Annotated in this window: 23 protein-coding genes and 2 tRNA genes; 11 read left to right on the top strand and 14 right to left on the bottom strand. The window is 45.7% G+C overall.

Annotated features, from left to right (window positions below):
• Nucleotides 1–96 precede the first annotated feature (96 nt).
• Together aceB and NL647_RS23630 are read right to left on the bottom strand one after the other, a co-directional pair.
• The gene (aceB, locus tag NL647_RS23625; RefSeq protein WP_253650728.1) at nt 97–1,725 is read right to left on the bottom strand and encodes a malate synthase A; all 1,629 of its coding nucleotides are present in this window, start codon (nt 1,723–1,725) and stop codon (nt 97–99) included.
• 606 nt (nt 1,726–2,331) lie between these two features.
• A complete protein-coding gene (locus NL647_RS23630) occupies nt 2,332–3,237 on the bottom strand; it encodes a hydrogen peroxide-inducible genes activator (protein WP_005440336.1) in 906 nt (301 codons plus the stop codon).
• Between the two features lie 200 nt (nt 3,238–3,437).
• On the opposite strand from NL647_RS23630, the gene NL647_RS23635 reads away from it, so the two are divergent.
• From NL647_RS23635 to NL647_RS23660, 6 genes are all read left to right on the top strand, one after another.
• On the top strand, nt 3,438–4,046 hold the full coding sequence (locus tag NL647_RS23635; RefSeq protein ID WP_005445301.1) for a peroxiredoxin C: 609 nt from the start codon (nt 3,438–3,440) through the stop codon (nt 4,044–4,046).
• 275 nt (nt 4,047–4,321) lie between these two features.
• Entirely contained in the window at nt 4,322–5,065 is a 744-nt protein-coding gene (locus tag NL647_RS23640; protein WP_005445299.1) for a copper homeostasis protein CutC, read from the top strand.
• 66 nt (nt 5,066–5,131) lie between these two features.
• A complete protein-coding gene (gene ppk2, locus NL647_RS23645; RefSeq protein WP_005445296.1) occupies nt 5,132–5,908 on the top strand; it encodes a polyphosphate kinase 2 in 777 nt (258 codons plus the stop codon).
• A gap of 9 nt (nt 5,909–5,917) precedes the next feature.
• Nucleotides 5,918–6,850, top strand: coding sequence for a LysR family transcriptional regulator (locus NL647_RS23650; RefSeq protein ID WP_005445294.1), 933 nt, complete (start codon nt 5,918–5,920; stop codon nt 6,848–6,850).
• A gap of 138 nt (nt 6,851–6,988) precedes the next feature.
• Entirely contained in the window at nt 6,989–7,627 is a 639-nt protein-coding gene (locus NL647_RS23655) for a YadA C-terminal domain-containing protein (protein ID WP_005445292.1), read from the top strand.
• A gap of 53 nt (nt 7,628–7,680) precedes the next feature.
• Nucleotides 7,681–8,160: a hypothetical protein gene (locus NL647_RS23660; protein WP_005445290.1), complete on the top strand. Its 480-nt coding sequence runs from the start codon at nt 7,681–7,683 to the stop codon at nt 8,158–8,160.
• Nucleotides 8,161–8,163: 3 nt separating this feature from the next.
• On the opposite strand, the gene phoU is transcribed toward NL647_RS23660, so the two are convergent.
• The 4 genes from phoU to NL647_RS23680 are packed head-to-tail and all read right to left on the bottom strand — an operon-like array spanning nt 8,164 to nt 13,621.
• Entirely contained in the window at nt 8,164–8,862 is a 699-nt protein-coding gene (gene phoU / locus NL647_RS23665) for a phosphate signaling complex protein PhoU (RefSeq protein ID WP_005440349.1), read from the bottom strand.
• A gap of 32 nt (nt 8,863–8,894) precedes the next feature.
• A complete protein-coding gene (pstB, locus tag NL647_RS23670; protein WP_005424834.1) occupies nt 8,895–9,713 on the bottom strand; it encodes a phosphate ABC transporter ATP-binding protein PstB in 819 nt (272 codons plus the stop codon).
• A gap of 2 nt (nt 9,714–9,715) precedes the next feature.
• Nucleotides 9,716–11,389, bottom strand: a complete 1,674-nt coding sequence (gene pstA / locus NL647_RS23675) for a phosphate ABC transporter permease PstA (RefSeq protein ID WP_005445287.1) — start codon at nt 11,387–11,389, stop codon at nt 9,716–9,718.
• A 27-nt stretch (nt 11,390–11,416) separates the two neighbouring features.
• A complete protein-coding gene (locus NL647_RS23680) occupies nt 11,417–13,621 on the bottom strand; it encodes an ABC transporter permease subunit (protein WP_017188513.1) in 2,205 nt (734 codons plus the stop codon).
• A 211-nt stretch (nt 13,622–13,832) separates the two neighbouring features.
• Between NL647_RS23680 and ppk1 the strand changes: the two genes are divergently transcribed.
• On the top strand, nt 13,833–15,923 hold the full coding sequence (gene ppk1 / locus NL647_RS23685; RefSeq protein ID WP_253650729.1) for a polyphosphate kinase 1: 2,091 nt from the start codon (nt 13,833–13,835) through the stop codon (nt 15,921–15,923).
• Nucleotides 15,907–17,412, top strand: coding sequence for an exopolyphosphatase (gene ppx, locus NL647_RS23690; RefSeq protein WP_038898454.1), 1,506 nt, complete (start codon nt 15,907–15,909; stop codon nt 17,410–17,412). The genes ppk1 and ppx overlap by 17 nt, the downstream gene beginning before the upstream one ends.
• Before the next feature lie 34 nt (nt 17,413–17,446).
• Here the strand turns inward: ppx and NL647_RS23695 are convergent, their stop codons facing one another.
• The 3 genes from NL647_RS23695 to phoB are packed head-to-tail and all read right to left on the bottom strand — an operon-like array spanning nt 17,447 to nt 20,440.
• Complete coding sequence (locus tag NL647_RS23695) at nt 17,447–18,412, bottom strand: PstS family phosphate ABC transporter substrate-binding protein (protein WP_005445283.1); 966 nt, start codon at nt 18,410–18,412, stop codon at nt 17,447–17,449.
• Nucleotides 18,412–19,710 carry a phosphate regulon sensor histidine kinase PhoR gene (gene phoR / locus NL647_RS23700; protein ID WP_005445279.1) on the bottom strand — a complete coding sequence of 433 codons (1,299 nt, stop codon included), beginning with the start codon at nt 19,708–19,710 and terminating at the stop codon, nt 18,412–18,414. Before phoR ends, NL647_RS23695 begins: the two co-directional genes overlap by 1 nt.
• 40 nt (nt 19,711–19,750) lie before the next feature.
• The gene (gene phoB, locus NL647_RS23705; RefSeq protein ID WP_005424836.1) at nt 19,751–20,440 is read right to left on the bottom strand and encodes a phosphate regulon transcriptional regulator PhoB; all 690 of its coding nucleotides are present in this window, start codon (nt 20,438–20,440) and stop codon (nt 19,751–19,753) included.
• 224 nt (nt 20,441–20,664) lie between these two features.
• On the opposite strand from phoB, the gene rdgC reads away from it, so the two are divergent.
• The 3 genes from rdgC to NL647_RS23720 all read left to right on the top strand — a co-directional run bounded on the left by rdgC (nt 20,665) and on the right by NL647_RS23720 (nt 23,403).
• Nucleotides 20,665–21,579, top strand: a complete 915-nt coding sequence (gene rdgC, locus NL647_RS23710; protein ID WP_253650730.1) for a recombination-associated protein RdgC — start codon at nt 20,665–20,667, stop codon at nt 21,577–21,579.
• Between the two features lie 166 nt (nt 21,580–21,745).
• Entirely contained in the window at nt 21,746–23,146 is a 1,401-nt protein-coding gene (yegQ, locus tag NL647_RS23715) for a tRNA 5-hydroxyuridine modification protein YegQ (RefSeq protein ID WP_005440369.1), read from the top strand.
• A 2-nt stretch (nt 23,147–23,148) separates the two neighbouring features.
• Nucleotides 23,149–23,403: a YfhL family 4Fe-4S dicluster ferredoxin gene (locus NL647_RS23720; protein WP_253650731.1), complete on the top strand. Its 255-nt coding sequence runs from the start codon at nt 23,149–23,151 to the stop codon at nt 23,401–23,403.
• A gap of 41 nt (nt 23,404–23,444) precedes the next feature.
• On the opposite strand, the gene NL647_RS23725 is transcribed toward NL647_RS23720, so the two are convergent.
• The 5 genes from NL647_RS23725 to NL647_RS23745 form a co-directional block, all read right to left on the bottom strand.
• The gene (locus NL647_RS23725) at nt 23,445–23,753 is read right to left on the bottom strand and encodes a hypothetical protein (protein ID WP_005445270.1); all 309 of its coding nucleotides are present in this window, start codon (nt 23,751–23,753) and stop codon (nt 23,445–23,447) included.
• A 337-nt stretch (nt 23,754–24,090) separates the two neighbouring features.
• Entirely contained in the window at nt 24,091–24,930 is an 840-nt protein-coding gene (gene mepA, locus NL647_RS23730) for a penicillin-insensitive murein endopeptidase (protein WP_005445269.1), read from the bottom strand.
• Between the two features lie 12 nt (nt 24,931–24,942).
• Complete coding sequence (locus NL647_RS23735) at nt 24,943–25,275, bottom strand: DUF1904 domain-containing protein (RefSeq protein WP_009697655.1); 333 nt, start codon at nt 25,273–25,275, stop codon at nt 24,943–24,945.
• A 446-nt stretch (nt 25,276–25,721) separates the two neighbouring features.
• A tRNA-Trp gene (locus tag NL647_RS23740) sits at nt 25,722–25,798 on the bottom strand.
• Nucleotides 25,799–25,833: 35 nt separating this feature from the next.
• Nucleotides 25,834–25,910 (bottom strand) — tRNA-Asp (locus tag NL647_RS23745).
• Nucleotides 25,911–25,948: the final 38 nt, after the last annotated feature.

The following is a 25,948-nucleotide window of genomic DNA, read 5'->3' on the forward strand; positions in this document are numbered from 1 at the left end:
ATCTGCCTCGAATCTTTCACGTAGTCATTAAACAAACACGTATTAGTTAAATAAACATGTATTAGTTAAATAAAATTAGTGTTCTAAGTCTTTGGGTTAATCCAAGTAGTCATAACCTGGAATGGTTAAAAAGTTGGTCAGTTCATCGCTTGTGGTGAGCCTTGCCATCAAGTCTGCCGCTTCTTCAAATCGACCTGCTTGGTAACGCTGATCGCCAATTTCTTGCTTCACGACTTCAATCTCTTCTTTCAGGTAGAGTTCGAACAGCTCTTTAGTGACCTTCAATCCGTTATCGAGCGACTTGCCGTGTTGAATCCATTGCCAGATAGAAGCGCGTGAGATTTCTGCTGTTGCTGCGTCTTCCATCAGCCCGTAAATCGGCACACAACCGTTGCCAGAGATCCAAGCTTCGATGTATTGCAGCGCAACGCGGATGTTATGGCGCATGCCCTCTTCTGAGCGTTCACCTTCGCACGGTTCAAGCAGCTCTGCGGCAGTGATTGGTGCGTCTTCTGAGCGTCTCACGTCCAATTGGTTGGTGCGCTGCCCCAATGTGGCACTGAACACTTCCATTGCGGTGTCTGCCAAACCTGGGTGTGCAACCCAAGTGCCGTCATGACCGTTGTTAGCTTCTAGCGATTTATCGTTGTGGATCTTATCCAGCACTTTTTGGTTTTCTTGTGGGTCTTTAGCCGGAATAAAGGCTGCCATACCGCCCATCGCAAATGCGCCACGTTTATGACAAGTGCGCACCAATAATCTTGAGTAAGCGTTGAGGAATGGCTTGTCCATCGTCACCACTTGGCGATCCGGAAGTACGCGATCTGGGTGGTTTTTCAGTGTTTTGATGTAGCTAAAGATGTAATCCCAGCGACCACAGTTCAAACCAACGATGTGCTCTTTCAGTGAGAACAGAATCTCATCCATTTCGAATACGGCTGGTAAGGTTTCAATCAGTACAGTCGCTTTGATGGTGCCTGTATCCAAACCAAAATACTCTTCGGTGAAATGGAACACTTCGCTCCACCACTTCGCTTCATGATGCGATTGCAGTTTTGGAATGTAGAAGTAAGGACCGCTTCCCTTTTTCAGTAGCGCTTTGTAGTTGTTGTAGAAGTACAGAGCGAAATCGAATAGCGCACCTGGAATGATCTGACCGTGCCACGTTACGTGTTTTTCTTTTAGATGGAGTCCGCGAACACGGCAGATCAACACCGCTGGGTCTTCTGCCAGCTGATAGTGTTTGCCATTGCCAGGGTTGGTGTAGCTGATGGTGCCATTAACAGCGTCGCGCAGGTTGATTTGACCATCCAGCACTTTACTCCACGCAGGGGACATCGAATCTTCGAAGTCTGCCATGAACACTTTTACATTCGCATTCAGTGCGTTAATCACCATCTTGCGATCAGTCGGTCCTGTAATCTCCACTCGGCGATCTTGCAGATCTTGCGGGATTCCAAGGATCTTCCAACTTCCTTCACGAATGTCTTGTGTCTCTGGTAGAAAGTCTGGCAGTTCACCAGCGTCGATGCGTGCTTGCTTCTCTTCTCGTGCTTCCAGCAACTGTTCAACACGTCCGGCAAATTTTTCACACAGCAGAGATAAAAAGGTTTGGGCTTCAACAGGGAAAATTGCTTGATGTTCAGGAGCAACGACTCCATTCACCTCAAGCATGCCTTGGGTTTGCTTTAGTTGTTGTGTTTTTTGTTCTGTCTGAGCAAGCATAATCATTCATCCTTAACGTGCTTTATCCATCTTGGGCAGTCAGCCTAAAGCTACATTTGTAAGTTATGAACAACAAATTACATCCTTCGATTTGGTGTTCACTTCGCTTCGTTGTGTCTATACATTGCGCAACCTGAATTGCTTTTTCAATCTAGACATAAGTCTTACAAGCCTTTAATTAAGCTAACCCAACAAAGGTTTAAGCGAAACCCCTCAAGTAAACAAAACGTTAAATTCAAAGTTTTATTCGGTATCAAACAAGTGTTTGATTTTTGAGTTTAATTTGTAAGTTATTACGTAATTAAATTACATTAATTTTACAGGTTATTTTTGAATTCAAACAAGCGTATGAATAGTGAGGCAGGAGAAAAATCCTTGTATTCACAAGGGCTAGGAAGAGGAAATTAAACGCGACTTAAACGCGTTACACAGGCAGTTGTGTAAAATTAACATTGTGAAATTTCACTATTTTATGAAAGCTTCATGAAAGTTCATCTGTAAAATTTTACAAGTCAAAGTTCACGCGCAGAATAAAATGCTAAAAAGCGCACTATTTCTAGTGCGCTTTTTGATATTAGATCGGGAGTAGCAGGCTAATACTAATAGCTAAAGCAGTTCAGAGACGACTTCTGCCAATTGATTGAAAGTGTTTGATCGTGATGAGCTCGGACGCCAAACCAAACCAATATCGCGATATGCTTGCTGACCAGGAGGGTCGATCACCACTAAGTTCTGGTTGTGTAGCAAACCATGATCAATCGCCATTTGCGGAATGAACGTGGTGCCCAGACCATTCGCCACCATTTGCACCAATGTATGAAGACTGGTTGCGGTGAATGGGTTGATCTTCTCTTTGTCCGTCAACTTACATGCTGAAACCGCGTGCTCTGTAAGACAGTGCTCTTTCTCTAATAAGAAGACGGATTCATCTGGCAAGTCTGCATAACGGATCGGCACAGGTACGGAATCCGCTTGATTGGCGCTGATCACCATGCGGAACGGGTCTTGCCCCACCACTCGGCTTTCCATTCCCTCTATTTCGACTGGCAGAGCCAGAATCAACACGTCCAACTCACCGTGGCGAAGTGCTTGCAGCAAGTTGGTCGTCGTATCTTCTCTTAATAGAAGGTTTAATTGTGGGAAGCGGTAGTTCACCTCTTGAACAAGGTCGCACAATAAGAAAGGAGCAATGGTCGGAATACAGCCTACTTTAAGCTGCCCTTCCATATCATCGCCTTGGCATAGGCGCCCCAGCTCAACAAGGTCTTGCCCTTTAGCGAGCAGTTCTCGACCGTGCTGCACCACCATCTCACCAGCTTGGGTGAAAACTAATGGGCTTTTTTTATCTTTCTTTTCATAAAGCGGGCAACCAATCAACTCTTCAAGGTTTTGGATGCCTTTACTTAAGGTAGATTGACTGACAAAACAACGCTCAGCAGCATCACTAAAATGTCGAGTTTCATGCAGAGTGACCAAATAGTGTAACTGCTTCAAGCTAGGCCATTTATTCATAATTCTATTTGTATCTATTGCTGTTCCAGTGATCGAGATAATAGTTTCGTTATTATCGCTTTTTTCGATGAACTCAATCTATTTATTTCGCTTTTTTCAATACTACAATCTGTACTATAGTTTGTCTCGCACAAACAAGGACCAAACCTAAATAACTGAATGTAGGTTTGGATCAAACCAAATTTTTTAGGAGCAAAAAAATGGTACTAGTAGGTCGTCAAGCCCCTGACTTTACTGCAGCAGCTGTTCTAGGTAACGGCGAAATCGTTGAAAACTTCAACTTTGCAGAATTCACTAAAGGTAAGAAAGCAGTAGTATTCTTCTACCCACTAGATTTCACTTTCGTTTGCCCATCTGAGCTAATCGCATTCGACAACCGTCTAGCTGATTTCCAAGCTAAAGGTGTTGAAGTAATCGGTGTTTCTATCGATTCTCAGTTCTCTCACAACGCATGGCGTAACACTGCTATCGAAGATGGCGGTATCGGTCAAGTTAAATACCCTCTAGTTGCTGACGTTAAACACGAAATCTGTAAAGCGTACGATGTAGAGCACCCAGAAGCAGGCGTTGCTTTCCGTGGTTCTTTCCTAATCGACGAAGAAGGTCTTGTACGTCACCAAGTAGTTAACGATCTACCACTAGGTCGTAACATCGACGAAATGCTACGCATGGTTGATGCACTAAACTTCCACCAGAAGCACGGCGAAGTATGTCCTGCACAATGGGAAGAAGGTAAAGCAGGTATGGACGCATCTCCAAAAGGTGTTGCAGCGTTCCTATCTGAGCACGCAGACGACCTAAGCAAGTAATAGACTACATAGCCCAAGCTCAACGGGCGTGTTGGTTGGATGTATATATAAAGCAAAAAGCTATAGCGGAAAAACCGCAAACGCCAATCAGTCTAAGTAAAGTCATAAAAAAGCCCAGAGTTCACTCTGGGCTTTCTTTTTATCTGCATTTTTGAAAAGCAAAAGAGGCAAGCATCACGCAAAAAGTTTACCTCTATTTCCCTCCGTCTCAGTACAGATTCTCCCCTTTTGTCCTGCTAGTATTTGCTGTAATTACAATAATTCAGGACAACCTAGTGAACACTCAACTTGAAGTCTGTATTGATAACATTGAATCTCTCCACAACGCGATTGCCGGTGGTGCAACCCGCATCGAACTCTGCTCTTCACTTGCTTTGGGTGGCTTAACCCCAAGCTATGGCTTTATGCAGCAAGCTGCTAAACGCTCTACTATTCCGGTTTACGCGATGATTCGCCCTCGCCAAGGCGACTTCTTCTATAGTGAGGAAGAAATCGAAATGATGCGTTGGGATATTGAAGCCGCTAAACAAGCAGGCTTGAATGGTGTCGTACTCGGCGTGCTCACTCAAGACGGCAACATTCATATGCCGTACGCAACTGCGCTGTGTGAATTTGCTCAAGCGCTTGGCTTAGGCGTGACCTTCCATCGTGCCTTTGACCAGTGTCGCGACGCTGAAAAAGCGTTAGAAGAAGTGATCAGCTTAGGTTGTGAACGTATTTTAACCTCCGGTCTTGCGCCTTCGGCACCGCAAGGTATCGATGCGCTTAAAACCTTAGTTGAACAAGCACAAGGACGCATTGCGATCATGGCGGGCGCTGGTGTGAATGCGGACAATGTTGGTCAGATCGTTGAACAAGCCAAAGTCACTGAAGTGCATTTATCTGGCAAGACAACTCGCCCAAGTCACATGACCTTTATTGCCGAGCAAAGCAAAATGGGCGCTGCCGATATAGATGATTTTTCGATTCCAGTCACCAACACCGATGCTATCGCGAACATGGTAACAGCTCTCAATTAAGAGCTTTCAAATCCCGTCTTTAGTTATTGAGTGCTAACATATTGATAACTAAGGACGGGAGGAAACATGGCGAAACTGAAGAAAAAGGAATACGAAGAAGCACTAGAACAACTGCAAATTGAGTTGGTTAAGCTCCAAGAGTGGGTCAAACACAAAGGGCTTAAAGTCGTGGTACTTTTTGAAGGACGTGACGCCGCTGGCAAAGGTGGCACCATCAAACGTATCACTGAAAAACTCAACCCTCGTGTCTGCCGTATCGCAGCCCTTCCCGCCCCAACAGAGAAAGAAAAAACACAATGGTACTTCCAGCGTTATGTGGCACACCTGCCTGCTGCTGGAGAAATCGTACTGTTTGACCGCAGTTGGTACAACCGTGCCGGCGTAGAGAAAGTCATGGGCTTTTGTACCCCAGATCAATATGAAGAGTTTCTCCGTTCTTGCCCGGAGTTTGAACGCATGCTTCAGCGCTCTGGCATCATCTTAATTAAGTACTGGTTTTCGGTCTCCGATGAAGAGCAAGAAAAGCGCTTTCTAGAACGCATCAACACCCCAATTAAACGCTGGAAGTTCAGCCCAATGGATTTGGAATCACGCAATCGCTGGGCAGAATATTCAGAGGCAAAAGATAAGATGTTTGCCTACACAGATACGAAAAACTGTCCTTGGTGGGTAGTCCCTTCTGATGATAAAAAGAAAGCTCGATTGAACTGTATCAGCCATCTGCTTAGTCAAGTCGAATACGAAGAACTTGAGCATCCAGTTATCGAATTGCCAGAGTTGAATAAAGAAGGTTATGTCCGTGCGCCTATCGACGATCAAACCTTCGTTCCTGATAAATATTAGAGATGTATCATGGCGAAAGACCTGTTTCACACCCTTGACCTGAATCTGCTCAAGACCTTTATGGTTTTGATGCAAGAGCGAAACATGCGTAAAGCATCACAGCGCTTGTTTGTCTCTCAGCCAGCGATCAGTCAGGCATTACAAAAGCTACGTAATCACTTCGATGATGAGCTGTTTGTGAAGGTCAAAACTGGTCTTGAACCGACACCGTTCGCCGAATCTCTTGCCAATGATATTACCCCCCATCTCGATGGTTTAGCTGCCGCAGTTAATCGCTCTCATCAGTTTGATCCTGCCGAAGTGGACAACAAAATTCGAATTGCACTGGCACCAATCACAATGACTTGCTTGCCCGGTTTCCTCTTCGAACAAATGAGAGCGTTAGCACCTAATGCTCAACTTGAATTAGTTGGTTGGTCGAACAGCACGGTTGATGAGATCTTGAAAGGTGAAACACTGATGGGAGTAAATTACGAGTTACTTCTGACCAATAAAGAGATCTACACACCGAAGCTACTGGATTTGAAAGGGCGTATTTTTGTCCGTGAAGATCACCCAATCACCAAGACTCATGTTGAGCCACATGATCTTGGCGGATACCCAATTGCTTCTTTGATTTCCCCAGGTTGGAACGACAAGTTCAGTTACGCATCTGAGCTTCTTACCGAAATGGGCATTGAACACAGCATTGGCTTTCGCTCAGAAATGGTCTCTGCAATACTTGATGTCGTCAAACACACCGACATGTATTTACCTCACTCCAATTTACTTCCGGTAGAGCAATTTCCGGGATTAAGAGCCGTTGATGTCACGATTGATGGTCAACCACAAATGAAGTCTATTCACGCTCATATGCATGTGAGAAACCGGAATAACCCACTAGTAAAATGGTTAACAGAGCTTATTCAACAAGGTCTAAAATCACAGGGTGATAAGATTTGATTATCACTTAGATAACGATAGCCATTTAGTCATAAATCATACTTCTCAATAAGATAGCCCTGCTTTTAAGGGAAATGACAAAAAGCGATTGCTTACAGTAAGGATGCTGTCCCTCGTTTACTTATTGAGAGTTCAGACATGACTAAAAAAATTGTAAAGCTTACCGCTGCTTGCACCCTTCTTGCTTCTTTCAGCTCAATTGCAGCTGTTATCCCGGATCGTCCACACCCAGGCATTCCAACCAACCCAATTCAAGGTGTGCCAGAGCAACCTGTTCTACCAGAAGTTGATAACGGTGTTCCTGGAGTGCCAGATCGTCCACATCCAGATCAATCACCAACACCACCAATCGAAGCAGCACCAGAGCACCCAACGCTTCCTGAACCAGACAACGGTATTCCTGAAGTCCCTGAGCGTCCAACACCGCAACTGCCATCAAATCCTATTGAAAATAACCCGACGGATGACCGTCTGAACCACTTAGAAGGCTTAGCCGCAGAATACGACTACCGCTTAAACCAACAAGCAGAACAAATGGACGGTATTCGCGCAAGTCTACACGCAGTCACCAACGCTCGCCCTTATGCAACCAATGGTGAACTGGCAATCGGTGCCGGTGTGGGTTTTTCTGGTAGTAAAGAAGCAGTAGCGATTGGTGGTGCGTACGGTCTAAGTGATCAAGTAAGCCTGTCGGGCACATTCCACTATGAATCATCAGGCAAATATTCTTCATCTGACGTTGCTGGCGGCGTTGGTGTTCAAATTAGCTTTAAGTAAAAACTGCACTCAATAAGTTCATAGCCAAGGAAGGCTTTTATTTAGGTAACTCTATGAAACGCAAATTCTCTCTCGCTGCCCTTATTCTCGCTCCTATTAGTGTCCAAGCTTCAGGTATTTATGTCTCTCCAGAAGTTAAGATTGGCTCATTTCGAGGGGCAGGTATCCAATTGGGGGCGACCGATATTGCGGGCTTTGATGCGCTGTATTTTGATTACTCTCAGATTACTTATAAGAGCGGTAATTATGATGAAACCATTGACGCCTACCGTATTGGCTTTCAACACTTATTTGGTCATCAACCACAGATGGGATTTCAAGCGAGCTTAGGATTAGCGCAGTACGATGGAACATATCGCAATGAACGAAGAGATGCGAACGGATTGAGTATTGGTGGCGCTTACGTATATCAAGTTAACCCAATATTATCAGTTCGAGCAGGTGCGGATTTAGACGTTTTCATGAACGATAAAACACACACCTACACAGACACTGCCATTAACTTTTCTCTAGGCTTTGGTTTGCGCCTTTAAGACTTACTTCAGTACGTCATCGATGCTTTGATCACCTAGATGGCGTACATCTTTTCCTTTCACGAAGTAGATAATGTATTCACAGATATTTTGGCAACGGTCACCCACGCGTTCAATGGCTCGCGCCGACCACATCACTTGCAGAATATGTGGAATGTTTTTCGGGTCTTCCATCATGTAAGTCATCAACTGACGAATCACCGCTTCGTATTCCGCATCCAACTTATCATCAAGCTTGTGTACTTCTGCTGCGGCTTCTACATCCATACGAGCAAACGCATCAAGCACTTGGTGTAACATTTGGATTGCTTGACGACATAAAGGCTCTAACGAGACTTGGAATTGGCGCTCTTTCGATGATGGGCTTTCAATCGCCACATAGGCAATACGTGTTGCAACATCACCAATGCGCTCAAGATCTGTGATGGTCTTAATGATAGCCATGATCAAGCGTAAGTCTTTTGCTGTAGGCTGACGCTTAGCAATGATGCGAGTACAAGCGTCATCAATCGACACTTCCATCGCATTAACTTTGTGATCATCACGCACAACTTTACGTGCCAGTTCGATGTCTTCCTTATGCAAGGCTTGAATAGCATACGACAATTGCTGTTCTACCAAGCCTCCCATGGTGAGTACATGGGTACGAATCGATTCTAGCTCTACGTTAAATTGTCCTGAGATGTGACGTCCAAAGTGCATGGCTTTCCTTTTAATCCTTGAAAGGTCGCGGCTTACCCGTAACGACCGGTAATGTAATCTTCGGTTTGTTTCTTCATTGGAGAAGTGAAGATCGAATCCGCATCCGAATATTCAATCAACTTACCCATATGAATGAACGCAGTGTGGTCACTGACGCGCGCTGCTTGTTGCATGTTATGGGTAACGATAACCACAGTATATTGAGTCTTGAGCTCGTTGATAAGCTCTTCAATAGTTAAAGTTGAGATTGGATCCAAAGCCGACGTTGGCTCATCCAATAATAGTACTTCTGGCTCAATCGCGACGGCGCGAGCAATCACTAAACGTTGTTGCTGACCACCAGAAAGTCCAAATGCGTTTTCATGTAAACGGTCTTTTACCTCGTCCCATAATGCCGCAGAACGCAGCGAACGCTCGACCGCATCGTCCAACATGCGACTGTTCTTCACCCCTTGTAGACGAAGACCGTAAACCACGTTTTCGTAAATCGACTTAGGGAATGGGTTTGGGCGCTGGAATACCATGCCTACTCGGCGACGCAGCGTTGCCACATCCACACTTGGGTTGTACACATTCTTACCGTGCAAACGTACTTTCCCCGTCACCTTACAACCTTCGACTAAATCGTTCATGCGGTTGATACAGCGCAGCAATGTAGATTTACCACAACCGGACGGTCCGATGAATGCGGTTACGCGTCCTTTTGGGATGCGCATGGAGATATCATGCAACGCCTGAGCCTGACCATAGAAAAGATTAAGGTTCTCAATCGAGATAGCCGTTTGTTCATCCGTCAGGTTGTGCACATCCAATGGTGGCTCATAACCTAATGTATTATCAAAGTTAAACATGCTTAATCTTGTCCTAAAGTTCGGTATTTCTCTCGCAGATTATTACGAATACTGATTGCTGTTAAGTTTAGTCCGACAATAACCGTCACGAGTAAGAAGGAAGTCGCGTAAACCAACGGACGCGCAGCTTCGATATTAGAGGTCTGGAATCCGACATCGTAAATGTGGAAGCCTAAGTGCATAAACTTTCTGTCTAAATGCACGTAAGGGAATTGCCCATCCACCGGTAAGCTAGAAGCTAACTTCACGACCCCCACCAGCATCAATGGTGCTACCTCACCCGCAGCGCGAGCAATCGCAAGAATCAAACCAGTGATTATCGCAGGGGTTGCCATAGGCAAAACCACACGCCAAAGCGTTTCGAACTGCGTTGCACCCAAGGCTAACGAACCATGACGAACTGAACTCGGAATACGGGTTAAACCTTCTTCTGTGGTAACAATCACCACTGGTAGTGTCAAGACCGCCAGCGTCAATGCAGACCACAACAAGCCCGGCGTACCAAAGGTTGGAGCAGGTAATCGCTCGGCATAAAACAGGTTATCGATTGAGGCACCAATGGTATACACAAAAAAGCCCAAACCAAATACGCCGTAAACAATAGAAGGAACACCAGCAAGGTTAATCACCGCAATACGGATCACCCGAGTTAGGGCATTATTCTTGGCATATTCATGCAAATAAATCGCCGCAACCACACCTAATGGCATCACGATGATCGACATGATGATAACCAAGAAAACCGTACCGAAAATCGCTGGGAAAACCCCACCTTCAGAGTTCGATTCGCGAGGGTCTTCGGATAAGAACTTCCAAACCTGTTTTCCCCAATGGGCAACCTTTTCAGGCAGTGACATTTGGTTTGGATACCAGTAGTCCAAAATGTCTTCTAATGGAATCGAAACTTGAGTCCCAGTCATGTCTTCGACAATCAGCGCATAATCAGAGAAGCCCAAACGCAGTCCATCAAGCTGCATGTCTAGCTTGGCTAACTCAGCTTCAATTTCTGCCTTACGCTTGCTGTTGTTTGCTAAAAAGTCTTCAGTGATGGTGTCGTTAAGCTCATGCTTACGTTTGTCTAAACGAAGCTGCTCCAATTGCCATCCCAAGTCTTTTACTTGGTCATCCACCAGCATGTCGATTTCATGATGCAAGGTTTCGGCATCATCGAGCTTTTGATCCAAAAGCGTTTGAATGTTGTTTTCGTAACGCGTTTTACCGTCTTGGAAGGCAACAAACTTACCGAAGAAGTAGCCACCGCTGCTACGTTCAATCACTGCCCATTCGCCCGGCGTCGTTGGGTCATCCAACTGCATTCTCAACACAGAGATAAAGTCCGCTGGGTACAATTCACGGTTGGCAATTTTGATATTTAGGCGCGTCGCAAACTCTTCGTCTTCTGCGAGTTTATCTGCTGCTTCTTTTGGCAGGTAACTTCTTGGCACGAAGCTGCGTTCGTATACCTGACCAACCAGAATCGAGTTTTCATGCAGCACTTCGCCCTGCACCGGAGTCAGCGCAGCAACATTCCATTGATAAAGTGGCGCAGGCCAGAAGTAAGTAAGCCCCTTCCAGCCAATCAATAGCAATAACCCGAGGACAGAAAGCAGGCTGATGCTTACCGCTCCCCCGGTTAACCAAATCCAAGGTGCGCCAGAACGAATCCAATTTAACACGCTATTACTCGCTCTTTCGTTAACTGATTACAACGCACGATATTTATCTCTTAGTCTTTGACGAACCCATTCTGCCAAGGCGTTCACCGCAAAGGTGAAGACAAACAAAATTAATGCCGATAGGAACAACAATCGATAATGCGAACTGCCCACTTCCGATTCTGGCAATTCAACAGCAATGGTTGCCGACAAGCTACGCAAGCCTTCTAGCACGTTCCAATCCATTAATGGCGTATTACCTGTCGCCATTAATACAATCATGGTTTCGCCCACAGCACGCCCAAGTCCCATCATGATTGCCGAGAAGATCCCCGGACTAGCTGTCAGCAGAACCACATAAATCAGGGTTTGCCATGGCGTTGCGCCAAGCGCTAATGAACCGTCCGATAAGTGTTTCGGCACAGAGAAAATCGCATCTTCGGCAATGGTGAAAATCGTTGGAATAACCGCAAAGCCCATCGCCAAACCAACCACCAGCGCGTTACGTTGATCAAAGCCAATGCCATGGTCAGTTAGGAACAAACGCATGTCCCCGCCAAAGAAGGCTTGCTCAAGCATTGGTGATACCCATACACCCAAACCGATCAACAGCAGAAGCAAAGGCATTAAGACCAAAGCATGCCAGCCGTTTGGAAGGCGGTTACGTATCGGTTGTGGAATAAGTGCCCATAGACCGCCCATCACCATGGTGCTCAGAGGCAAAACAAACAGCATCACCACGACGGTAATCAAATGGTCTTCCACAATTGGGGCGAACCAAAGTCCGGCAAGGAAACCAATGATAACCGTAGGCAAAGCTTCCATTAACTCGATAGATGGCTTCACCACACGGCGCATACGTGGTGACATAAAGTAAGCGGTATAAATTGCGCCCAGTACAGCCAGTGGTACCGAGAACAACATTGCAAACATTGCCGCCTTGATAGTACCAAACGCAATTGGCACTAAGCTGAATTTCGCCTCGAAGTCATCACTGGCTGAGGTAGATTGCCACACAAATTCGGGCTCTGGGTAACCTTCATACCAAACCTTTTGCCATAAGGAGGACAGAGAGACTTCTGGGTACGGGTTATCAACAAACGCGACATTCAATTCGTCGTTTTGCCATGTGATCAAGTAGCGCTCGTTATTCGACATTCCTGCCATCACTGGCGCTTGTTTGTAGGCACGTTTAAACAACACCAACTTCTCACTGGTGGTGTAGTGGCTTTGCAACGTACCGTTGGTGTAAAAGCTGTAGAAACCTTTGCGATGTGAATCGGGAAGTAAATACTTCAGCTCAGACGCCAACTTAAAGTCACGAATGTGAGTCAAAGTTCGCTGGTCGCCCTGCAACGTATCAAACCATTGCGATACACGACCATCGTTATGCGTAACAAGCAGAGAATACGCCCCAGCCAACAAATCCATCGTTCTCACAGAGTGCTTTTTATCCCCCTGAGTCAGATCGATCACTTCACGCACTGAGAACTTATTGTCACCTTTCACCAAGACAATCAGCTCTGAACCATTGCGCAAGTAAAGGTTATTGCCATCTGGCGTCAGCAACATTTGGTCTGGCGCATCAAAACCTGAAGAGAAGGTGTAATCATGGGTAACAGGTGATGCATCTAATAGTTGAGGAACTTGCCAACGCGCTTTTATTACGCCGCTTTGTGTTTGCCAAACAAGGGTTGGAGCTTGCGTGGAAGTACTAAAAACAAACTTCTTAACTGGATCGGATGCATCTGTCAGTTGCATGTCCATTGAAGTGCGAAACGGCACTACTTCTGGTGGGCGAGTGTTTTCGCGCAGTGTTGCATTAAATTCCGGTTTGAAGATGTGCGCTTTGCCTTGGTCATCAACCAAACCATACCACCCTAACCCTGGCGCAGACTGAGAAAATGCCACTGGGTTGTTGGCTATCTGCTGAGTGTACAGCGCTGGTTTGCTGGAATCATCGAGAGGAAGAAAACGCACTTCACCGGATTGGGTTAACACTAGACCGATTTGAGAGTAATCATCAACGGAAATTGCGAGTGGCTTCCCGCTTTGGGTAGCACGAGCGGCATAATTGGTTTCGATCTCTGCATCAGAAAACAGAGGAATGATCACCATCGCAAGGTAAACGAAGATCAACACAAGAGCAGCAAGAACGCCTACACCACCGGATGTCACTGCAAATCGAACCAAACGATCTTTGATCAATCGTTTTTTATCTTTTTCCTGCAATGAAAACTCGGCTTGTGCCATTGATCTCTCTACCCTTTTTGACTTAGTACTAGAATATGTCGTTAAGATGACAATTATATTACAGATCACATTAAACAACTGAAAAGAATACAACTCTTATGCAGACCGTGTTATGAAATAAATCTGTAACGTAAACCTCATAATGTTCAGGCTCATCTTTTTTATCCCACAGATGAGTGCGGATTTACTTCATTTTAGGCTAGGTAAGGTTATGAGCGCAGAAAAACTCTATATAGAAAAAGAACTTAGTTGGTTGTCTTTTAACGAGAGAGTATTACAAGAAGCCGCTGATAAAACCGTCCCCCTAATCGAACGTATTCGCTTTCTGGGGATCTTTTCCAATAACTTAGATGAGTTCTACAAGGTTCGCTTTGCAGACGTAAAACGTCGGATCTTGATCAGCCAAGAACGAGGTGGAAGCGATAACTCTAAGCACTTGTTAACTAAGATGCAAACCAAAGCATTGAGGCTGAACGAACAATTTGACGAACTGTACGGTGACTTGATCCGAGAAATGGCGCGACGCCGCATTTTCTTGGTTAATGAAAATCAACTGGACGACACGCAAAAACGCTGGATCACCAAGTACTTTCGCAAAGAAGTCATGCCACACATCACTCCGCTGTTGATTAAAGATGACATCGATGTGTTGCAGTTTCTAAAAGACGAATACGCCTACATTACCGTCGATCTGCGCAAAGACGATCATTCCCAATACGCTTTACTCGAAATCCCAACTGACCACCTACCCCGCTTCGTTATGGTTCCGGAGCAAAAAGGCAAACGTCGCAAGACCATCATTCTGCTCGACAACATCATCCGTTACTGTTTGGATGAGCTGTTTAAAGGCTTCTTCGATTATGATGAGCTAAATGGCTACGCGATGAAAATGACCCGCGATGCCGAATACGATTTACGCCTAGAAATCGAATACAGCTTGCTCGAACAGATGTCTGAAGGAGTGAACCAACGCTTAACCGCTATGCCAGTGCGCTTTGTTTACGAGCGTGAAATGCCGCAAGAGATGCTCGATTTCTTGTGTAGCAAACTGCAAATCTCCAACTACGACAGTTTGATTCCCGGTGGTCGTTACCACAACTTTAAAGACTTCATTGGCTTCCCAAATGTTGGTCGTGAGTACCTAGAAAACAAACCCATGCCACCGATGAAGTGTGCGGACTTCGAAGGCTACGCCAACAGTTTCGATGCGATCAAAGCCAAAGACATTTTGCTTTACTACCCTTATCACACCTTTGATCACATCTCTGAACTGGTTCGCCAAGCTTCCTTCGATCCTAAAGTGTTGGCGATCAAGATTAATATCTACCGAGTTGCCAAAGATTCACGCTTGATGAACTCACTGATCGATGCAGTCCACAATGGCAAAAGCGTAACTGTGGTGGTGGAGCTGCAAGCCCGATTTGATGAAGAAGCCAATATTGAGTGGTCAAAAGTCCTCACCGATGCGGGCGTGCACGTTATCTTTGGTGCGCCGGGCTTGAAAATTCACTCCAAACTGCTCCTGATTAGCCGCCGCGAAGAAGGCGAAATCGTGCGTTATGCCCATATAGGTACAGGTAACTTCCACGAGAAAACCGCACGCATCTACACCGACTTCGCGTTGCTAACTGCAGATCAAGAAATTACGAATGAGGTTCGTAACGTCTTTGGCTATATCGAGAACCCATATCGTCCAGTCAGGTTTAACCACCTCATTGTTTCACCACGCAATTCGCGTAAACAACTCTACCGTTTGATTGATGGGGAGATTGCCAACGCAAAAGCCGGCAAGCAAGCAGCACTGACGATCAAAGTGAATAACTTAGTCGACAAAGGCATCGTCAATAAACTTTATGGAGCAAGCAATGCTGGGGTGAAAATTAATATGATCATCCGCGGTATGTGTTCACTCGTCCCTGGTATTGAAGGCGTGAGCGAGAACATTCGCATCATCAGTATTGTTGACCGTTTCCTCGAACACCCTCGTGTCGTGATCACCCACAATGATGGCGACCCGCAGGTTTATATCTCATCAGCGGACTGGATGACGCGAAATATCGATCATCGTATTGAAGTTGCCGCTCCGGTTCGTGATCCACGTTTGAAACAGCGCATTATTGATATAACTAACATTCACTTTACCGATACAGTAAAGGCTCGTTTGATAGATAAGGAGATGAGTAACAGCTACGTACCGCGAGGTAATCGTAAAAAAGTTCGCTCACAAGTTGCCATCTACGACTATCTTAAAAATATAGAGAAGCAAACAAGAAAACAAAAAGCAGATGCCTCAGATACTTGAACAAGATGTACGCCATATTGCAGCCATTGACCTTGGGTCGAACAGCTTCCATATGGTGGTGGCGAAAGTTGTTGGAAGTGACCTGCAATTAGTCAGCCGCCATAAACAGCGAGTGCGCTTAGCTGCCGGACTCGATTCAGAGCTCAATCTTAGCCATGCTGCAATGGAGCGAGGTCTTGAGTGCCTCGCAATGTTCGCCGAACGCTTGCAAGGCTTTGAAGCTTCAAACGTAAGAATTGCAGCCACCCACACTTTAAGGCGTGCTAACAACGCCCACCTCTTTATAAAACGAGCCAAAGAGGTGCTGCCTTTCCCAATTGAAATCATTCCGGGCGAAGAAGAAGCTCGCCTCATCTATCTCGGCGTCGCGCATACGCAAGCGGAGTCTAACTCCAAACTGGTCGTCGATATTGGTGGCGGCAGTACCGAGATGATCATTGGTCAAGAGTTTGAGCCAGAGCTTCTCAACAGCAAACAAATGGGCTGTGTGAGTTTTACCGAACAGTTCTTCAATAATGGCAAACTCTCGCGAAAAAACTTCAGCAAAGCGATTCTCGCCGCAGAGCAACGCATGGAGTCCATTGCTGCAAAATACCGCAAGAAAGGCTGGGATATTGCCCTCGGCTCTTCAGGTACTATTAAAGCGATTCGCGAAGTATTGATTGGTTTAGGTCATGAAGATGGGCTGATCACCAATAAGCGTTTGGGCAAGCTCATCGACACATTGTGCGAGTTTGAGTCCATTGATGATATCGAGCTTGTTGGTCTGACCGATGAACGTAAGCCAGTCTTTGCCGCTGGTGTAGCCATTTTATCTGCCATCTTCCAATCACTAAAAATCAACCAGATGTTCTTCTCGGATGGTGCATTGCGTGAAGGTCTGCTTTACGAGATGGAAGAACGCTTCGCTCGTTCTGATATTCGTATGCGCACCACAGAAAACCTAGCAAAACAACATCGCGTTGATATCGAACACGCAGCACGTGTAAAAGGTCATGCAAGAGAGATGCTGTGCAATGTTCGTTCTGAACTAGGTATCAAGAAGAAAAGTGAGTTGTTTGATTTATTGGAATGGGCGGCTTTGCTACATGAAGTCGGCTTGAGCATCAGTCTGCGCGGTTTCCATCGTCACTCATTCTACATTCTGCTGCACTCAAACTTGCCCGGCTTTAACCGCGAGCAGCAATTGGTATTGGCGACTTTAGCTCGCTTCCAACGTAAATCCCTCAAGTTGAATGAGTTCCCAGAGTTTAACCTCTACAGAGAGAGTGACATCATCAACTTAATTAAGATTCTGCGTCTAGCGATTGTGGTCAACGGTCAACGCAATGATGACCCGCTACCAGAGCTGACATTATCGATAGAAGAAGATAAGTGGGTACTTACCTGTGTTGAGGAAGATTGGTTGGAGAATAACAAACTGCTCGATGCCGATTTACAGGAAGAACAGCAACGCTGGGAAAGCGCAGGATGGACATTGAACTTCTAACTACGAACTCAATGAGATAAAGAAAAAGGTCGGCTTATAAACCGACCTTTTTTAATTCCTCGGCAGCGAAATCAGCAGTAATCGGAACATAACCGTCTTTCGCGACCAGCGCTTGCCCTTGAGCTGAGAACATAAAGCGAATGAACTCAGCTTCAATTGGGCTTAACGGATAGTCCGGATGTTTATTCACGTATACATAGAGGTAGCGCGATAGTGGGTACTTACCTGAAATGATATTTTCACGCACAGGGCTAACGTAATCTGTGCCTGTTTTCGCAATTGGGACTAAACGAACACCCGCCACGCGATAGCCTACGCCTGAATAACCTACACCACTGATCGTTGATGCCACAGACTGCACCACTGACGCCGATCCCGGTTGCTCGTTCACACGAGTTTTAAAATCACCACCACACAAGGCATTACTTTTAAAATAACCGTACGTACCCGATACCGAGTTACGACCAAACAGCTGCAAATTACGTTTCGCCCACTCAGCTTTGATGCCTAACTCACGCCAGTTGGTGATGAACTCACTTTCGCCACAGCGTAAAGTCGCGGAAAACATCGCATCCAACTGATGGAAATTAAGCCCTTTGATTGGATTATCTTGGTGCACAAAAATACCAATCGCATCAATCGCAACACGAAGCGCCGTTGGTTTGTAACCATGCACCCGCTCAAATGCTTCGATCTCACGCATACGCATTGAGCGACTCATTGGGCCGAATTGTGCAGTTTGTTCCGTTAACGCCGGTGGCGCAGTCGATGAACCAGACGCCTGAACCTGAGCATTAATATTCGGGTAGATAGATTTAAACTCTTCCACCCAAAGCGTGGTCATGCCCGCTAGCGTATCCGAACCGACTGACAATAAGTTGCCCGCAATACCCGTTGTCTTTTGATAATTCGGCAGCGGTTTATCTTGTGCAACAGCCACGCTAGAAAGCATCAACGTGGCTAGAGTGATCTTCTTAATAGCTTTGGATACAACACTCATTACTTCACCACTAAACGACTTGGTAAGATGAAGGAGAACTTACTGCCGACACCAACTTCACTGTAAATTTCGAGATGAGAGTCATGGTGGCTCAACGCGTGCTTCACGATGGCTAAGCCAAGACCACTGCCGCCGGTATCTCGTGAGCGGGCTTTATCGACGCGATAGAAACGCTCGGTCAATCGGTGTAAGTGTTGTGGTTCAATACCATCACCGCTGTCTTCAACCTCTAGACAAGCGCCTTGTGCGGTTTGATACCAACGAACGTTGATGTGTGCACCAGGTGGGGTGTATTTCACCGCGTTGTACACCAAGTTAGAGATTGCACTACGCAGTTGGTCATCATCGCCGAGCACGCGCAGACTAGAATCCACGTCGAACTTCAACTGATGTTGATCATCACCACTTAGGCTTACCGCTTCCTTTTCTAGCACTTCTAACATGCTAGGGACATTGACCACATCTTCCAACTCATGCATTGGTGCCGCTTCAATCTTAGACAGCGTCAGAAGCTGATTAACCAAGCTGTTCATGCGGTTGAGCTGCTCTGTCATCACCCCATGCGCTTTCGTCCACATTGGACCAACAATCATGTCTGGATCTTCCGTCATCTCAAGGTAGCCTTGCAGTACCGTCATCGGTGTACGAAGCTCATGAGATACGTTAGCGAAGAAGTTACGACGCATACCTTCAAGCTGTTTAAGTTGGCTCACATCACGCACCACCATCAGGTGTTCCCCTTCGGTGTAAGGTACGATACGCAGTTCCAACATTCGCTCGACATTCAATGGTGAGCGCATTTCTAGCGGCTCTGAGAAGTCTTGTTTATTGATGTACTTAATAAAGTCTGGAGTACGGATGAGGTTAGAAATAGGTTGCCCAGAATCTTCCGGCCAGTGGAAACCCAAAAGGTGTTGCGCGAGCTTGTTACACCATACGATGTTACCTTCAGCACGAAACACCACCACCGCATCCGGCAGCGATTCAGCACCATTACGGAAACGGCGAATCAAATTGGTAAGCTCTTTACGCTTACGACGCTGACGTTGTTGCAATCGGTATAAACCGTTGAATAACGATTCCCAGTTGCCACTACCTGACGGTGGCGTAAGACGCTTTTCATCCCACAGCCAAGCCGACAAGCGCACCTGATTATGCAAATGCCATACAAGCTGCAAAGCCGTGGCCGCCAAAAGCAACCACGGCATATAACCGAATATCCAACCTATTATCACCCAAGGGGTGTAAAAAAAAGCCAGCTCCCAGGCCAGCTTTTTCCAAGTCAATCTTTCAACCACTCATTACTCCAGAAATGGTATTGATAAGCTGCTAGCGATGTTATGCCTTCGTCGAGAAACGGTATCCTGCGCCACGAACAGTTTGGATGAGTTTGTCGTGACCTGCCGCCTCAAGCGCTTTACGCAGACGACGAATATGTACATCAACGGTACGGTCTTCTACATACACGTTGGTGCCCCAAACATTGTTTAGTAGTTGTTCACGACTGTAAACACGCTCTTGGTGCGTCATGAAGAAGTGCAACATTTTGAACTCTGTTGGTCCCATATCAACCGCTTCATCATTTGCGGTCACACGGTGAGAAACAGGATCCAACTTCAGACCTTGTACATCAATCACATCTTCGAGCGCAGTCGGTGTTACGCGGCGAATAACGGCTTTAAGGCGAGCAACCAACTCTTTTGGTGAGAAAGGTTTGGTGATGTAGTCATCCGCGCCAACTTCTAAGCCGCGCACTTTGTCTTCTTCTTCACCACGAGCTGTCAGCATCACAACGGGAATGTTTCGAGTTAACTCTTCGCGCTTCATGTGTTTGATGAAGTTAATACCACTACCACCTGGTAGCATCCAGTCTAGTAGCACTAAATCCGGGAAGGGTTCAGCCAGCTTGGTTACCGCAGAGTCGTAATCTTCTGCTTCTACTGCTTGATAACCTTTCTGTTCAAGCACGAAGCATAGCATTTCGCGAATCGGAGCTTCGTCTTCAACAACCAGAATCCTTCTAGACATAATTGAATAACCTTATGTTAGTTGAGCTAATGAATTTAAAGGACAAAGCGCCCCTCTATGCATAAGCATTATTACTACCAATTATGACACTTTTGTGACCTTTGAAAACAAATTTTCATATAACTTTCTTTTGAGATTCATCATGCTCTTTTTCAATTCAATTAGGACAACGCCGGGAAAATTCCCTATGATTAGTCCCTTGTCATCAAGCCTAGAGAAGATTTATGTGGTTTAAAAACTGTCTGGTATACCGCGTTAACCGCGAGGTTAACTTCAACGCCGATCAACTGGAAACTCAACTAGCCGAGTTCCGATTCATCCCTTGTGGAAGCCAAGATAAGCAAAAGTTTGGCTGGGTTAGCGCGATGGGTAGAAATGGCGACATGATGACGCACGTTTCTGAAAACCGCATTCTGATTTGCGCTAAGAAAGAAGAAAAAATGCTGCCGGCTTCAGTGATCAAAGACTCACTAAATGCAAAAGTAGAAGCAATGGAAGCACAGGAAGGTCGTCCTCTTAAAAAGAAAGAGAAAGACAACCTGAAAGATGACATCGTAATGGACCTCCTGCCACGTGCGTTCAGCCGTAGCAGCCACACTTACGTGCTGATTATGCCAAAAGAAGGCTTTATCCTTGTTGATGCAAGCAGCTACAAAAAAGCAGAAGACGTATTGGCACTACTACGTAAGACAATGGGTAGCCTGCCTGTTGTACCAGCAATCCCAGAAGTTGCGATCGAAACAACTCTAACTGAATGGGTAAAAACTGGTGATACACCACAAGGCATCACAATGATGGACGAAGCAGAGCTTAAGTCTGTGCTAGAAGAAGGCGGCGTGATTCGTTGTAAGAAGCAAGAGCTTACAACCGATGAAATCCGCAACCACATCGCTGCAGATAAAGTGGTGACTAAGCTAGCACTGAACTGGCAAGATCGTATCGAATTCATCATGGCAGAAGATTCTGGCATCAAACGTCTGAAGTTCTCTGATGAACTAAAAGACCAAAACGATGATATCCCACGCGAAGATCAGGCTGCTCGCTTCGACGCAGACTTCTCTCTAATGTGTGGCGAGTTCAGCGCTTTCCTACCAAATCTATACGAAGCATTGGGCGGTCTGCCAAACCCTAACGCTTAATTTCGTACAAAGATTAACCATAACGCCCTCACTTTTTTTGAGGGCGTTTGTTTATCCAAACCATAATTCTCCTAGTCACAGGTCACATTTTGACGTAAAATTTGCGCCCCATTTCCATGAGGTGGAATTGGCCTGACTTGTGATCAGATATTAAGAGAATTGAGCAATGACAACAGAGAAAGCATTCGTACCAGAGCTACTATCTCCAGCAGGTAGCCTTAAAAACATGCGTTACGCATTCGCCTACGGCGCAGATGCAGTATACGCTGGTCAACCTCGCTACAGCCTTCGCGTACGTAACAACGAGTTCAACCACGAAAACCTACAAATCGGTATCAACGAAGCGCATGCCCTAGGCAAAAAGCTTTACGTGGTATGCAACATCCAACCGCACAACTCTAAGCTTAAAACTTTCATCCGTGACCTTAAACCAGTGGTAGAAATGGGTCCAGACGCACTTATCATGTCTGATCCAGGTCTCATCATGATGGTTCGCGAAGCGTTCCCAGAAATGCCAATTCACCTGTCTGTGCAGGCGAACGCAGTAAACTGGGCAACTGTTAAATTCTGGGCTGCTAACGGTGTTGAGCGCGTGATCGTTTCTCGTGAGCTTTCTCTAGAAGAAATCGAAGAAATTCGCGAGCATTGTCCTGAAACTGAATTAGAAGTTTTCGTTCACGGTGCTCTATGCATGGCTTACTCTGGTCGCTGCCTACTGTCCGGTTACATCAACAAGCGTGACCCTAACCAAGGTACTTGCACTAACGCATGCCGTTGGGAATATAAAGTCGAAGAAGGTAAAGAAAACGACGCCGGTCAAATTGTTGAAGCGTTCGATCCAAACGAAGCTCAAGCAATCGAAGTCGCAGACGAACGCCCAGAAACCACTATCGGTCGCGGCAAACCAACTGACGAAGTGGTATTGCTTTCTGAAAGTCACCGTCCAGAAGAAAAAATGGCGGCGTTCGAAGACGAGCACGGTACTTACATCATGAACTCGAAAGACCTGCGTGCAATCCAACACGTAGAACGTCTAACTAAGATGGGTGTTCACTCATTGAAGATCGAGGGCCGTACCAAGTCATTCTACTACTGTGCACGTACTGCTCAGGTTTACCGCAAAGCGATTGATGACGCAGTTGCTGGTCGTCCATTCGATGAGAGCCTAATGGGTACGCTAGAAAGCCTAGCTCACCGTGGCTACACAGAAGGTTTCCTACGTCGTCACACTCACGACAGCTACCAGAACTACGATTACGGTTACTCTGTATCTGACGCACAACAATTTGTTGGTGAATTCACTGGCAAACGTCGCGGTGACATGGCAGAAGTTGAAGTGAAGAACAAGTTCATCGTTGGTGACAGCCTTGAGCTAATGACGCCAAAAGGCAACGTAATCTTCACGCTAGAAGCGATGGAAAACCGTAAGTCAGAATCAATTGAAGACGCAAAAGGTAACGGTCACTTTGTATTTATCCCGGTTCCAGAAGACATGGATCTGGAATACGGTCTGTTGATGCGTAACTTAAATGCAGGTCAGGATACCCGTAATCCAACTGGTAAGTAATCATGGCACTACTTATTACCGATAAGTGCATCAACTGCGACATGTGTGACCCTGAGTGCCCTAATGGTGCAATTACTATGGGTGACAGCATTTTCGAAATTGACCCTGCTCTATGTACAGAGTGTAAAGGTCACTACGAAAAACCAACATGTCAGTCGGTGTGTCCAATTACGAAGTGCATTGTTACCGACCCAAATCATGTCGAGACTGAAGAGCAATTGCTAGAGAAGTTCGTGATTATTCAAGGGCTAGCGTAATTGAAAGAGGTTCAACTTTGCGCTCAAAGTTGAACCTTTTTTTAACCTGATTTCTCGATAGGAATAATGTTGCAGAATAGCTCTTTCTCGAAATGATACTCTAGCCTTTCACGCCAATTTTCAGCTTGTGAGACAGGTATCAAATAGAAATTCTCTCGACTCGTATCCGTAACGAAAGCCATCCCATATTGCATTAGTTCGTAATGCACATCATTAACAAATCCCGGGTCAAGACGCTGACGTCCTGTCAGGTGATTAACATCCTCTCGAGTCAGATAGACTCCCTTATTCTCACTGCTAAATCTGTGTCTTAACCACTCTGCAAATTCTTTTGCACAAATCATAGTCATGGTTTTGTCCTTGATTAACTCTTAGATGGGGAAAGTCTCCATACCCACCTCAATACACTTGTCTGCGTTGCCATTTGTCTTTCACCAACCAACAGACATATTGCTAAGAAACCAGAGAATCGCGACGAAAAGATCTTTGTAAAACCAGAGTTATAACCACAAGAAAAATCACATAACCCTTTGTTTAATTTAGATTTCTGTAATATGCCACCAAAACTAATTAGGTTAGTTTTTATACTGGTATTATTCACTGTAGACAAAAGAATGATCTTTCTCCAGTTTCATAATGGAGATACCTAGTAGGTTTAATCGCAGCTTGATAGGAAGGAATTACCCTTTACTTCTTAGTAAGCAATGGCTGACATTGTGCAGGCATTATCTTTTTCTTCTTAGGCTTGGGCGTAGTTTTGACGGTCTTTTTAGCCACGGGAGGTGGCGTCGCTTTAGGTTGCCAACTCGCAAGTTCAGCTCCACAACCATCACCCACTGGAGGAGGAGCCTGGTTGATGCAGTTAGCACTCGACTCCGGACAGTTTAATCTAACGTGGAAGTGATAATGATGCCCCCACCAAGGGCGAACTTTGCGTAACCACCCCCTGTCTTTTCCCCCTTCCTGCTTACAAAGTTGCTCTTTTATCACCGGGTGAACAAAAATACGAGCTACACCCTCACTTTGCGCTGCGCTACGAATCAGTTCAAAGTGTCGAGTTTCCCAACGGTTTTCCAAAATCTTATATTTTTTAAGATCAACTACGCTCATTGGTTTAGGCAGCTGGAGCTCATTGTACGACAAAGGTTCATCGGCTAGACGCAACCAGATATCGATATCTAAACCTGTTTGATGACTAGAATGTCCAGAAGAGAAACGCCCGCCACGAGCCAATGACAAGTCACCAACCAACAACGTTGTGCTTAAATCTTGATTCATTTTTTTTGCTAGTTCTTGAATGAAACTGATCGTATGTGGGTGCCCATAGTAACGCTTCGTTTTGCTACGTAGCACTTGGTAACCAATACCATCCAAAGGAAGTGGAGATGCGCCGTCTAGACAGCCATTGGCATAACTGCCGATAGAGGAAGAAGTGTTATTTGTGGGACCAGAGACCTGCTCCCACGGAGTTGCATAAAGAGAAGCTGAGAATAGAAAACTTAAACAAAAAGAAAGACTCAGCTTCATCACGCTCATTCCTTAATAGTGGTCACCATTATCATAGTAGCCTTTAGGAGAGAGTGCAGAGAAAATTACCGCAACATCGATATCTTCACCCACAATACCACGTACTTGTTGAGTTATTGCTTTTGCAACCTTGTTCTGCGTTTCTTGACCGCGATCGAACCATAAAACTTCAACAAAAGGATAAGCAGCACTTACTTCACCTTCGTTGAAAAATGTACTGTAGATATATTCGAACGTAAAATCTTCGCGAGGGCAGTCCATAAGAGGCTGTAGTTCGTCAGTAAGTGGTTTTGATAGCGCTTGAACCGCTTGTGGCTCGACCGCTCTAAATCGAAGATGTGGCATAGACTTGCTTCCTAATTATTAGAATTCAGCGCCGATAATAACAGGAAGTCGACCTCTTATCACGTTAGCTTCTGGCAACACTCACTTTAAATAACGAAGATGCGGAGAAGCTTCAGGACTTCTGTTGAAGACTTAGAAGATCCTAGAAGAACTAGGTCGGTAACTAACAGATTCGAGTAAATTATCGAGCAAGCACTCAGAGTTAGTCTGAAAAGACAAAAACGCAAAAAGCCCCAGCATTTCTGCTGAGGCTTTACAAGGTGGCAGGGGTAGATTGGACCGGCACTCCGGAAATTCGATATGACTTGCTACCAAGCGGGCTGGCGGCTCAGCTCCCAACACGCACTATTTAGGCATTAGGGGAATCTGCTACTCTTCCAGCTAGACTGGTACTCTTTCCCTCATATACGAAAAAGGCTCTAGCATTTCTGCTAGAGCCTTAAATATGGCAGGGGTGGAGAGATTCGAACTCCCAACACGCGGATTTGGAATCCGCTGCTCTGCCAATTGGAGCTACACCCCTGTTGTTCGTGTTTAATGAGACGACTCTCGAATAAGTGGCGGAGCGGACGGGACTCGAACCCGCGACCCCCGGCGTGACAGGCCGGTATTCTAACCAACTGAACTACCGCTCCGCACTGGTTAGACCTAAAGTCTAAGTTTTTGTCTTCAC

It is taken from the genome of Vibrio sp. Y29_XK_CS5 (genome assembly GCF_024181835.1).
GTDB classification, from domain to species: domain Bacteria; phylum Pseudomonadota; class Gammaproteobacteria; order Enterobacterales; family Vibrionaceae; genus Vibrio; species Vibrio harveyi.